The sequence below is a fragment of the Geobacillus sp. E263 genome (assembly GCF_007197795.1).
Classification (GTDB): domain Bacteria; phylum Bacillota; class Bacilli; order Bacillales; family Anoxybacillaceae; genus Parageobacillus_B; species Parageobacillus_B toebii.
Window position 1 is genome coordinate 301129 of sequence record NZ_CP041632.1, and the last position, 13174, is coordinate 314302.

The 13174-nt window shown below is 44.3% G+C and carries 8 protein-coding genes; 5 read left to right on the forward strand and 3 right to left on the reverse strand.

Annotation, left to right across the window (positions count from 1 at the left end; genetic code table 11):
* Positions 1–2 precede the first annotated feature (2 nt).
* The gene (locus tag FNL97_RS01500) at positions 3–1274 is read left to right on the forward strand and encodes an oligosaccharide repeat unit polymerase (RefSeq protein ID WP_143414883.1); all 1272 of its coding nucleotides are present in this window, start codon (positions 3–5) and stop codon (positions 1272–1274) included.
* Between the two features lie 201 nt (positions 1275–1475).
* On the opposite strand, the gene FNL97_RS01505 is transcribed toward FNL97_RS01500, so the two are convergent.
* Both FNL97_RS01505 and secA2 read right to left on the reverse strand, forming a co-directional pair.
* Positions 1476–2384 carry an accessory Sec system S-layer assembly protein gene (locus FNL97_RS01505; protein WP_062677824.1) on the reverse strand — a complete coding sequence of 303 codons (909 nt, stop codon included), beginning with the start codon at positions 2382–2384 and terminating at the stop codon, positions 1476–1478.
* 43 nt (positions 2385–2427) lie between these two features.
* Positions 2428–4782, reverse strand: coding sequence for an accessory Sec system translocase SecA2 (gene secA2 / locus FNL97_RS01510; RefSeq protein ID WP_143414884.1), 2355 nt, complete (start codon positions 4780–4782; stop codon positions 2428–2430).
* A gap of 317 nt (positions 4783–5099) precedes the next feature.
* Here secA2 and FNL97_RS01515 point away from each other — a divergent pair, with 317 nt between their 5' ends.
* The 4 genes from FNL97_RS01515 to FNL97_RS01530 all read left to right on the forward strand — a co-directional run bounded on the left by FNL97_RS01515 (position 5100) and on the right by FNL97_RS01530 (position 11914).
* Entirely contained in the window at positions 5100–5774 is a 675-nt protein-coding gene (locus tag FNL97_RS01515; RefSeq protein ID WP_143414885.1) for a helix-turn-helix domain-containing protein, read from the forward strand.
* Positions 5758–6348, forward strand: a complete 591-nt coding sequence (locus FNL97_RS01520; protein WP_143414886.1) for a PIN domain-containing protein — start codon at positions 5758–5760, stop codon at positions 6346–6348. The genes FNL97_RS01515 and FNL97_RS01520 overlap by 17 nt, the downstream gene beginning before the upstream one ends.
* Before the next feature lie 328 nt (positions 6349–6676).
* The gene (locus FNL97_RS01525) at positions 6677–10165 is read left to right on the forward strand and encodes a S8 family serine peptidase (protein ID WP_143414887.1); all 3489 of its coding nucleotides are present in this window, start codon (positions 6677–6679) and stop codon (positions 10163–10165) included.
* A 138-nt stretch (positions 10166–10303) separates the two neighbouring features.
* On the forward strand, positions 10304–11914 hold the full coding sequence (locus FNL97_RS01530; protein WP_143414888.1) for an S-layer homology domain-containing protein: 1611 nt from the start codon (positions 10304–10306) through the stop codon (positions 11912–11914).
* Positions 11915–11960: 46 nt separating this feature from the next.
* Here the strand turns inward: FNL97_RS01530 and FNL97_RS01535 are convergent, their stop codons facing one another.
* Positions 11961–12950, reverse strand: a complete 990-nt coding sequence (locus FNL97_RS01535) for a C40 family peptidase (protein WP_143414889.1) — start codon at positions 12948–12950, stop codon at positions 11961–11963.
* Positions 12951–13174 lie beyond the last annotated feature (224 nt).

Genomic DNA, 13174 nt, shown 5'->3' on the forward strand with positions numbered 1-13174 from the left:
CTATGAAACGACTAGGGATGCTGCGAAAGTGGAATAACGAGATTGATTCATTTTCACCATATTTTTTCTTTCCTTTTATTTTGATTCTTTATTTTTTTGTTAGTTTATTTGATTTTGGAAAAATAGAATATTTCGAAGCAAACCGGAATATTTTATGGGCCATTTTAGTCGGGATGCTTTCTTATTTAGCAGCTGTTCATATTGTACAAAAGAAAAATTGGATGTTTCCTTCCTTGGGGCTGGCCTTTTTAAAGGGAAAAACGAAGTATTTTCTGTATTTCCTTGGCTTCATCGGCTTAGTTAGTTACATTATTATGCTTGCAACAGGACAAATTGGGATTACGGATGAATCGGTGCGCAGGCATTTAGATCCGAAGTTAAATTTTTTAAGTTCGTTTTTATGGTTTTCTGTTCTGTTTCTTATTTGTGACCGCGCCGTTCGCGAGTATCCGCTTACAAAGAAGCAGATGCGCATGTATTTTTTTGTGTTGGCCGCCGTTTTACTGCTTTTAGTGTTAATGGGATATCGGACACCGATTGCCATTATGTGCTTCACATGTTTGATTGTTTTCCATTATACGATTCGGCGCGTTAAGCTGTCATGGCTGTTGGCATTTTTATTTATTGTTGGTTTGTCTCTTTCATTATTCGGATTTTTCCGTGTCATTACGGAGGACCAGTCGAAAAAATTTAACAGCCATGAAGGGCCAAATGTGGAGTTAAACAAAGAGCAAATGAGCAGAGATGAGGCTCTTCGCCGCAAAATTGATGAAACGCCGAAATGGGTTCGCGGTTTAACGGAAGTGAGCGTAACAGGTCGAATTGTGTTAAGCAAATTAATGGAATATGCCGATAAGCATGGATATATGTATGGAAAGCTTCATGAAGGAATATTTTCCACGGTTTTGCCGGGTGAGCAGCTATCGCCTCGCATGCAGATCACAGAAATGGTAAATTCGCTTACGGTAGATAAAGGAAAATATGTGACGCGCCCGGGAAGAACCACCACGCCGACTTTGCTTGGACAATTTTATGTCGAGGCAGGCTATTTGGCGATTATCATTGGATTTGCCCTGTATGGCTTGATTTTGTCGATGTTGTATAACCAGATGAAGCAGTCGGGATTTGCCTCGTTTCAAACGATTGCGTATGCGTTTATCACTACGATTTTTATGATTTCCATCCATACAGGTTTGCTAGATTTATTGTTTTTGTTGATGATTGGCTATGCTATTGTTTCCAGCGCAATTGAAAGAACGAGGACAAACATCTAAAAAAGTCATTGTTATATAAAGACGTCAATGGTAAAATATACTTATAAGAAAGAAAATATTATTTCCTTCTGTAGCAATATACAACAGAGACCTCGGTTGGTAGCCTCTGGAAAACCGTCTATCTTTAGATAGACGGTTTTTTCTATGAATATATTTGTTTTCATCAAAAAAGGGCTCTCTATACGAGAACCCCTTTTTTCTTTACGATTGTGAAGAAGAAGACGGCAATGATACTTTCCATGAACGAAAATCCGGATTTTCCTTCGTGACTAGCGATTTTGGGAAAATAAACGTCCACGGCTTGCTTGTATTTGCTTTCACTTCAAAGTTATCAAGGGAAAACGCGCCGCTGGCGACGATATCCCCGCTTGCATCATGCACTTGCAGTGGTAACTGCTGAATATGAATGTTTTTGTCGCTTCCATTGCGAATCAGCAATGTGACATGAAGATCTCCTTGTTCCGTCTGCCGAATTTGCAGCCCCATAAAATTGACTTCTCCTGGTTTAGGAGGCTGTATGGATTGAACGAGTGATTGCAATTTTTCTTTGTCTTCCGCCGCTAAACTTTTCTCCCAGCTTTCTTCTAAATCGAGGGAGTGGCGTTTTTGTTTTGGCAATTCGAAGGCGAGCTTCCAATCGACAAGCGGTATTTCGGAAGCTTGGATCGTTTCTTGCTCAAATAAAAACTTCCATGGGCGGCTGCTGCGCGGCGGAATTTCCCCAAGTTCCGACAAGTCGAACACCTTACGGGCAAGCACTTCGTTGTTTGGGCCAAGCAATACAAGCGGAGTTGGTTCGAATTTAATCGGACGGGACAAGCTGTTCCGGACAAAGGCGGTAACGACATATCCTTGCGGCACCTGTTTTATATCAATGCCGGATAAAGAAATTTGGTTTTCTTTCAGCGGCCGTTGTTCATTATTCAAAAATTGATAATAGTAGCGTTCTTCTACGCTTACGTTCCACGATGGATGGAATGACAGCTCGGTTTTGACTTCTTCAGCGCCAGAGCCTGAGTCTGTATCGCTGCTTCCTAATAGCTCGCTTGCTTCCACGATGCTGTCACGTTCGTCTTTTTGCTGTTTTTGTCTTTTAAAAAATGATAGCATAATAAATTCCCTCCATAATAGTTTAGGGGTGTTTTCCGGCACTTTAGCTGGAGGTGATTTTTGGCGCGACCTCCTGCGCGAGACGGCGGCAAACATCCGCTTCAATTTGACGATACGTATATACGAAAAGCTCGAATCCTTCGCGCTGATATTGACGAATTGGATCTTCCTGGCTGTAATGGCGCAGGCCGATTCCTTCTTTTAAACGCTCCATCGCATCGAGATGATTCAGCCAGTGGTAATCGACAATCGAAAGCAAGGAAGGTCTGATTTCCGACAATACTCGTTCGGCGTCATCCATTGTCTCCAAATAATGAATATATTGTTCTAATGAGTGCTGGACGCTGTTTTTTACGTCTTCTATATCATTAATGTTTTCCGAAAGACAAACGGCAGGAAAAGGAATGATTTCATGAAGCCGTTCGGAAAGCTCTCCCAAATTCCATTCTTCTGGAAGCATCTCGATTGGGCAATGCTGCTCGATTTCATATGGAACGTATTCACGAAGCATATCAATCATCAACGGAATCAGACGGTCGTTTTCGAGAATGCGGTTGCGCAATCGGTAAATCGCTGTTCGCTGGTCGTTCAACACATCGTCGAGCTTTAAGTTATATTCGCGAATCGAGAAGTTGGTTCCTTCGCAAATGCGCTGAACGCGGTCGACAAACTCATGAATGTCTTTATTTAAAATTTCGCCATTTTCATCTGTTTTTGCTTTTTTGATCCATTTTTCCGTTTCTTCTTTGGCAAAACGGCGGAACATGTCGTCCTCTAAAGAGATGAAAAACTGAGAACGTCCTGGATCTCCTTGTCGGCCGGCCCGGCCTTTTAACTGATTGTCAATGCGCCGCGACTCATGGCGTTCCGTACCGAGTACAAACAGCCCGCCAAGTTCGGCCACTCCTTCGCCAAGCATGATGTCTGTCCCGCGGCCCGCCATGTTTGTCGCGATGGTGATTTGCCCTTTTTGTCCGGCCAACGCGATAAGCTGGGCTTCTTGTTCGATTGTTTTCGCGTTTAATAGGCGAAACGGCAGATTTTCTGCTTCTAAATATTTGGCGACTTTTTCCGACTGCAAAATGGACGTTGTTCCAATTAAAATCGGCTGGCCTGTCGCATGAACTCGTTTTGCTTCTTTCGCGACCGCTTTATACTTTTGATCGATCGTCAAAAAGACGCGGTCCGGCTCATCGACGCGGATGACCGGTTTGTTCGTCGGAATTTGCACGACATCCATGCCATAGAGTGTTTGAAATTCCTTTTCTTCCGTTTTGGCTGTTCCCGTCATGCCCGATAAAATCGGATAAAGACGGAAGTAGTTTTGAATCGTAATCGATGCCTGTGTTTTATTTTCTTCGGTTAGTTCGAGCCCTTCTTTTGCTTCGATGGCTTGATGAAGACCGTTGCTTAAGCTTCGTCCTTCCATCGGCCTTCCGGTGAACATGTCGATTAATATAACTTTTCCGTCTTTAACGATGTAGTCGACATCGCGCTGAAATAAAACGTGGGCGCGCAATGCTTGAATAACATAATGATATAAAGTTTGATGCTCTAAATCATACAAGTTGTCGATGCCAAAGCCGCGTTCGATTTTGGCGATTCCTTCTTCCGTCAAGTTCGTTGCTTTTGTTTCTTCATCATAATAATAGTCGACGTCACGTTGAAATGTTTTGACAATGCGGGCGCATAAATAGCTTAGCTCGGAGCTGACTCCCGTTTTGCCGGCGATAATGAGAGGAGTTTTTGCTTCGTCAATAAGAACGCTGTCGATTTCGTCAATAATCGCGTAGTGAAACGGCCGCTGTACACGCTGGGATACATCGTAAACCATGTTGTCCCGCAAATAATCAAAGCCGAATTCGCTGCCGATTCCATATGTAATATCCGCCTGATATGCCGCCTTTTTCTCCTCTGTTTCCATCATCGGAAGGTTCAGCCCGACTGTCAGTCCTAAAAATTCATGAATTTGTCCAATCAATTCGCGGTCGCGTCTGGCTAAATATTCGTTTACAGTAATGACATGCACTCCTTTTCCTTCCAAAGCGCGCAAATAGCTCGGCAATGACGCGACGAGCGTTTTTCCTTCACCTGTCGGCATTTCGGCAATGTTTCCTTCCGCCAGCACAAGCCCGCCGATCAGCTGTACATCGAAATGGCGCATGCCGAGCACCCGTTTCGATGCTTCACGCACCACCGCGAACGCTTCTGCCTGAATATCGAATACCGTTTTTCCGCTGGCGAGTTCATTTTTAAAATAAGCTGTTTTTTCTCGCAACTCTTGATCAGATAGTTTTGCAATCTTTGGTTCTAGTGCGTTAATATGATCAACAATTTTATAGTAATGCTTCAACCGTCTCTCATCACTGTTGAATATCTTTTTTACATAAGACAACATTCTGATAATCTCCTCCACAAATGTCGAATAATCACTTATCTAGTATATCATTGTTCGTTTTTCGTTTCACCCCAAACCTTAATCCGTAACATTGTAGAATTGTAACCCCAACTTCTAAAAGATTTAGATGTTCAGAATCCAAAAACAGTGATCATAGACAGTGCAGCCCTTCGAAGCAGCCTATACGATTCCTTACTGATTTAAATGGTCTAAACTGCATCTTTGTGCCTCCGCAAAAATTTTTTGTTGATTTTGTTTGATTTGTTGGTTTTGTTTAGTTTAAATGATAAAATAATCTTAAGAGGAGGTGGTTGAAAATGACACGCTTGATGGATCAAGAACAAGAAAATCTGTGGGATAGCGTGCAAATTCTTTCGCAAATCAATGCAGAAAAAGCCAAAGCTGTATTCAAAGTCACGATTGAAAAATCTTTACAGCAACTTGGTATAACTGTTCCTGTTTTTTCAACGATTCGTTTGTCTGTACCAAGCACAGATCGTCTTTCCCAACTCCGCCAAATCGAAAAGAAGATGAGAGAAGCCTACGCGCATCAAGAGAAAGAGAAAGCTTACGAGTATTTGGTTGATTATATCGAGCGGTTGAGTCAAATGACGGAAGATGATCCGCTTGTGGTTCGAAAAAAACTGTTGGCCTCTTTATTGAACGAACGTTACAAACGAAAGCCTAAATGGTCAGCAAAAAGGTACCGGCTATCTGCCTCTTTATCACCTCTCCTATCTAAGCAGGTTGCTGCGGCTTACTATACCACGAGTGAAGTAGCCAAAAAATTAGGGTTAAGCGATCAAACCATTCGACGAATGTGTGAAAAAGGAAAGTTTCCAGGGGCCTATAAAACCGATGGAGGACATTGGAGAATCCCGCGAAAGATCTTCATTACCACACCGGAACAGGATGAACGGGCGGAAGAGGCGCTCCAGCAAATCGATATAAAGAATCAGAAAGCGGGGTATGTAGATGAATTTGATCTATGATGCCCCGCATCCTCCTAAAGTATTTATCGATACAACAGTTTTATGCGGAGCTTTACGAGTCGATGGAGTAAACCGGAAGATTCTTAAAGCGGCTCGCTTCCCTCATTTATTTCGACCGGTCGTATCGAGGGTATGCTTATTCGAGTTTGTTCGGAATGCTTCCCAAGGAATTGGAAAAGGAGAAAAGAGGGTTGTGTACAATCAACAGGAAATCGAGGCATTTTTAAATGAGTTTTTGGATCCGATTTTTCAATATTATACAAAACTTCCAGTCAATAGTTTGGTTGGTCGATATAGCGTCGAAACCGTCATACGAGAGAATCGCCCCATTGGGGAAGTGTTGGTCGAGTTAAGTGGATGCGATCATGAAACAGCAAAACAAATTGTTTCTTCGCAAGAAATGTCTGAACCACTTTATCGTTTCGATCAAGAGGATTTTCACGTCTGGATAACGGCAATTCAAGAAGAGTGTGACTATATACTGACAACCAACCATCGACGATTTCCGGCTCAAATCGGACCAATCAAGCGCATTCATCCAAGTGATTTTTACGAACATTTATCCAATCCATAACACGAGAAAATTTGTTTGATTTTTGTTTAGTAACCTCCGATTAACCGTCACCTAGCGTGGAACGAAAAGATGCATAGTGTGTTTCTTGTCTTCTTGAAAACAAGGTTTGAAAGTGGCTATTTGGTTTCCGCGGTGCTATCGAACGAATATTCAACCCTTGAAGATCAATGGGGGTAGAACAACCACAATGGTATGGGTTCCCTCACTTTTACTCTAGTTTTTCGAAACCATCTTTTTAAGGTAAAATTTATAAAACTATGAAACTTTTTCTTATACTTGTACGTCATAACAAATAAATGTAAAAAAATTATAGAAATGGGGGACTTCAATGGGAAAAGGAAAATGGAAAAAAACCGCCGTTTCACTTGGGCTTGCTTCCATGCTCGTCCTGCCTAGTTTTGCCCAAGCGTCCACGATGCCGCCATTGGAGCAATGGAAAAAGCAGTACCACCAGCAGCATGCCTCAAAAGCGCAGCTGGCTTACAAACAGCTGAAAGAGGCGCAAAACCAAATTAGCGAAGATACGCTGATCGTAAAGTACAAGGAGAAAATCCCTGCCAGCGTTCATCGCAGCCTCGGCGCAACGGTGAAAAAATCGTTTCCGCAGTTAGGCTATGATGTCGTCACACTGCAAAAAGGAAAAACGATGCAAGAAGTGGCGCGCGCCTATGCCAAGCTAAAAGCGGTTACGAGCGTCACGCCTAGTTTTACATACAAAAAGCTTGGCACGAACGATCCGAAAAACAGCAAAATGTACCCGCTTTCGTTATTGCAGATCGACAAAGCGCTTCAGCTTGCCGGCAAACATAGTGTAACGGTGGCTGTCATTGATACCGGCTTGGATATGAAGCATCCAGACTTAAAGGCGCAGCTGCTTCCATCGTATAACGCGGCCAATCCGGCAAGCCCGGGCATCAAAGATATTCATGGAACACATGTTGCCGGGATTATCGGAGCGTCAGCCGATAATGGCATCGGTGCGCATGGAATCAATCCGAACGTGAAAATTTTGCCGATTGACGTGTTTAACGGCGGCTTGGGAGCGAGCGATTATGTCATCGCCCAAGGAATTTTATATGCGATTGAAAAAGGCGCCAAAGTCATCAACATGAGTCTTGGCGGCTACTTTGACTCCCCGATTTTGGAAGATGCCGTGAAAAAAGCGATTGACGCCGGCATAACGGTCGTTGCGGCAGCAGGCAACGAATCAACCGATATGTATGCCATACCAGCATCGTATGAAGGCGTCATCAGCGTCGGAGCTACCGACAGCCAAAACCGTTTAGCAAACTTTTCGAACTATGGTCCGTCCGTGGATATTGTCGCACCAGGGGTTGACGTCTACAGCACCGTTTATGACCCGACAAAAGGCGCATCCTATGCGGAATTAAGCGGAACATCGATGGCTTCTCCGGTTGTCGCGGGCGTGGCATCGCTCATTTTATCGAAATATCCAAACTTAAAGCCATATGAAGTGGAAGCAATTTTAGAAAAAACCGCAACCGACCTTGGGGAAAAAGGCTATGATTTAAAATACGCGAACGGTCTTGTCAATCCGGTTGCCGCGCTAAATTTTGATATAAAGAAATTGCCGAAAAAAGAAACGTGGAACGATGAAACGATTCTAGCCAAAGCGCTTCCGCTGCAATTGACAGATAAGCCGTTTACGAAAACGGGAAGCTTCACAACACCGGAAGAAATCCATTGGTTGAAGGTGGAATTGAAAGCAGGGGAAAGCGTCCAGTCAGTTCTTGAAGGAGCCAAAGATTACGATTACAAGCTTATATTGCGCTTCTATCCTGAGGGCAAAAAGCAATCCGAAAAGCCAATCAATGTCAATGACACACGCGCTGGAGAAGTGGAAGGAAAACTGTTTACAGCAAAAGAAAACGGCACGCTTGTCATCGGTGTCACGGACGCAAATGGCAACTATAGCACGCAAGGAAAATCGAAGTACACACTAACACTGCAAAAATTGGCAACGTTAGCTGTGGACAATTCCACGAAAGACAATCCAATTGTAATGGAAAAGCTTCCATTTGACAGCGACCAGACAGAATTCGCACCGCTTACTTTTGTTCCGGAAAAAGAAGGGGAAGCGGATAAAGATTACTTTACGTTTAAAGTAGAGGAACCGACGACGGTGAAACTAAATCTTTCGCCAGTTCCAGGCATCGATTCAACGATCAACGTTTACTTCGCGGAAGAATTTTATCATTCCGATGAAAAAACAAAAGAAGACTATGGTCCGTATCCAATTGTCACTGCCAATAATAACGGCAACGGAAAAGGCGAGACAGTCACGTTTGAAGCAGATCCGGAAATGGAATATGTCATTGAAGTGGCAAGCGAACCGCCGCTCGATTTTTGGTACTATGGCTTGTTCCCGCAATCCTCCGGCGCAAATGGTGATACGCCAGCGTCCGCCATTCCGTACCGTTTAACGGTGGAGCCGGTAACCATGCCGCCGGATGAAGATGGATATCCGCTGACAGATGATGAGGAAGAACCGGCGCCATCGGAAGAGACGACTCCGGCTGAAGAAGCGCAGCTAAACAAAAAAGCGAAAGAAAAGAAAGATATTATAATAATAGAAGATAACGGCCCGTTGTCTTTCGAAAAAGAAGACATACAGCACATAAAAGAAAATGCGCTTCCTTACAACCTTGGCGATAAACAGTCGGCGTATATTCAATTTGGAGAAGACCGCGATTTTTACAAGCTGTCTGCCGTCGATGATACAGCGATCTATCGATTTACGTTTGATGCGCCGGATGATATGACGCCGCAGGCGACGATATATGAATATGACCCGAAAAAAGACGAATTAAATCCTGTTGCCGATTATTACGGTTATGACTACTTTACAGGCCAAAAGACAAACAAGCTCACGTTATTTTTAGAAAAAGGAAAACAGTATTATTTATCGATTGCCAATGAACGCTACCAACCGTCTGCTGATCCATATACATTTACGTCAGAAAAACTGATGAACGCGCCGAAAGACGCGAATGAAAACAATAATGAGCCAATTCTCGCAACAGTCGTTCAGCCGAACAAAGTCGTGACAGGCAACTTCGCATTGACCAATGATGTGGATGTGTACTATTACAAGCATCGCGCCAATGACGAGATATTCGCATTCTTTGCGCGTCCAGAGAAACTGGAAAACAAAGCAAGTTTGCCAAACGACTTGCAAGGCACGTTAGTTCCATTTGTCATAGTGTTCGAAGATACGAACGGAAACATGTCCATTGATGATGATGAGGCGGGAAAAGCGGTTGAATTTGGACCGACTGGATTCAATCCGATGTATGATGTGAACGGTTCGTTTAAAGCGAAGAAAAACACAGGCTATTTCTTTGTAGCAATCAACTTCTTGTACGATGGATTAACGCTTCAATCATACCGCTTCGGCATCGAAACGCTGCCGAAAAAAGATGAAGATGCGGGATCTGTTGTGAAAAACAACGTGCCATCTAAACCGCTCAGTTTGAAACAGTCGGGAAATACGTTCAAAGCGACCGGCTATTTGAACGCGTCCGTCGATTACGGCGATAAAGACTATTATGTGTTTACCGTGGCGAAAGACGGCAAATTTACCGTCCAGCTTGCTGGCGGCGTTACGATGGATGGCGTCATCTCCATTTATAATGAAAAAGGCGGTCTTGTGCAAACATTCGACTATTATGGCGAAGGCGACAGCGAAACTGCTGTTGTTACTTTGAAAAAAGGAAAATATTATATTGTCGTAGAAGACAGCTTTGCCCGTCCAAACACACAACCATATACGCTTTCGATTTCACCTGTAAAATAATAATAATGAAGAAAAAAGATGCTTTGAAATGCAAAATGCATTTTGAAGCATCTTTTTCTTTTTAAACGATTTTCTCTGTATCCCATTTTCGAATCTATGTTACTATGAAAATAGTAAATCACAAAGGAGAAGAGGCAGATGCGCAAGTATTCTTTCATGCTTTTTTTCTTTTTCATGACATTTATCTTTGGAGGAAAAGCCGTTGATGCCCATGTCGTCGACCTTACCAATAAAGCACAAGTGCAAAGCAACTATGAAGATTTTTATCCGCTTATTGCCCGCTATAGGGGACAAAGCGGAGTGACAATCGAAAGCTACAGTCCAAAATGGCGGACGACAGCGCAATTAAAAGCGCTTGAAGCGGAGCTTTTGGCGAACAAACATGGTTTGGAACTTTCCCTTCTTGGGAAAATCATGATTTTTCCTGACTATCCGGCAGGAGAGAACGTGCTTGGGCAATACTTTGCCGAATATCAAATCGGAAAGACACTGTCGCTATTGCCTAACCGAGTCATCCATTTATACGGCGGAAACGATTTTACAACCGTTGCGCAAATGGCGACAACGCTTGCTCATGAATATGGCCATCATTTTACCTATTATTATTTAATCAACAAAGAGCAGCTGCAGCCAGACGATTGGCTTCGCTCCAAATATGCCGCGGCGCGCGAACTGTTTCGCTATCCGTCCGTACACGCTGATGGAAGCGGCGCCTACGAATGGTCATTGCCGGAAATATTGGCGGAAGACTATGTCCAACTGTTTGGCTCGCCTCTTGCCGTAAAAGGACATATGCAAATGAACGTCCACATTCCGACGCCGTTTGAGCTTTCCAGCTTGCAAGAATATTGGAAGCAGCGGCTTGGAAGCAGCTATGCCGTCCAATCTCCACTGCCGCTTCGCTTAACGGGCTATATGCCGGATTCGGCAGATGCATCATACTATGCTTTGCGTCTTTATTTATACAGCCCGAAAACACCGGTATATATTAACGCGCAAGACGGTGATGGAAAGTACGCTTCCGTTTACGTCGATACGCGGCCAGCGGGTGTATCGGAAAGATGGTATCATCCATCCAAGCTGTCTGATGATGTCTCATGGCTCTTTCAAAAAGACTGGAACGACCGTGTATTATTCCGCGCCGTTTTGCCAATGTCAAAGGGGTTTAATCGCGGCTCGGAAACGCTCGTGGTCAATTACCGTGACATTGCCGCAAGCGTCAGTCCCCGTCCGCTGTTTCCAGACGTGGAAGACGAAGAAACGAAGCAAGCCGTCAAACTATTGTACGACCGTGGAATCATTACAGGTTATTCGGACGGCACGTTTCATCCAAGTGAAAAGCTATTGCGCCGCCACGCCGCAAGCATGCTTGTCCGTGCGCTCGGCTTGACATTGCCGGAAGGATATAAAGTGAAGGCAACGGATATGAAAGAAGGGGACCCCGGATACAAAGAGATGGAAATCGCGGAGGCGCATGGACTGTTTGGAAAAGGCGGGAAGCTCCGTCCGAATGAGTATATGACAAGGGCACAAATGGCGGTGGTGCTTGTTCGCGCTTACTCCGATATATACAAACAACCGGAAACATTGCGTTCATTCCGGGACGTTCCGCCGTCGTTTTGGGCGTACAACGAAATTCAGACACTCGCCTATAACGGCATTACCATTGCCGATCCATTCCGTCCAAACGAGATGATCACGAGAGGACAGTTTTCTTTATTTTCAAAACGGACGCTGGAAAAGAAATAGCCGCAAGGAACATCCCTTGCGGCTTTACTGGCTTGTCCAACGAGTGCTACTGATGCATCGCGCGGTAAAGAAAAGCGGCAAATTGCACGCGGGTGACAGGTTCGTTCGGACCAAATGATCCATCGGAACGCCCTGTCGTAATTCCCGACGCCGCCAATGCTTGAATATCGCGATACGCCCAAAAGCTTGGCGGCACATCTGTAAATGGGTTCATCGTAGTTGGCGGCTGCAGGCGAAACGCTCTCGTTAACACCGCCGCCAGCTGCGCGCGCGTCAATGTTTCTTCCGGACGAAACTCTCCATTGCTTCCGTTCATAATCCCTTCCTTTTGTATCGCTCGAATCGCTCCGAGCGCCCAATAACCACTCGGTACATCTTTAAACGTTACGGATCGGTCGGACAAATTCAAGTCCAAATACTCGGCTAAATACGCGGCGACTTCCGCGCGGGTAATCGGCTCGTTCGGTTTAAAGTAGCTGTCTTCATATCCGATCACAAGCTCTTGTTCCGACAAGGTGCGCACTTCATCAAACGCCCAGTGGGACGGAGAAACATCTTGAAAACGCCCTGGTGCCAAGCGGTACGCTAACACCCGCCTCGCGCCAACATATGTTTTGCTCCAATAATATGGGTCATTGAGGGAGGAAATGATTACTCCTTTTGAAGAAGAAGCGTGAATAAATCGATTGTTTCCTATGTATATTCCCGCGTGAGAAACTCCTTTTCCGTTTGTGTTGAAAAAGACGAGGTCACCGACGCGCAAATCCCCTTTTTCCACTTGTTTTCCCATCCGGTACATATCGGCCGTTGTCCGTGGCATATCGATGCCGATCGATTGATAGACATGTTTGATAAATCCCGAACAGTCAAAACCATTTGCCGTCGTGCCGCCCCATCGGTACGGAACCCCGACATATTGCTTTGCCGCCGGAACGATTTGATCGTAGTTAACGCTCGCTTCCACCGTTTCGGCACGGCCGTTCATCACCAAAATGCTCCCGCTGAGCAACAGCGCCAGAGCCAGTTGCCTGCGCATTTTCTCCTCTCCTTTACTCTGGCAAAATTGTGCGAATTTTGTCACTAATACTAGTTTATCATAATCACTTTCTATGTAACGTTACAGTTTCGTAACAAATTTTAAGTCATACCGATCATAAGCGAAGCATATAGTAATCATGTTGAAACAAACGAAATGTTTTTTTTAAAAAAGGGCTTGAACTGCATGTCTTTTTTAGTAGAATATTAGCTAGAAAGAGAATT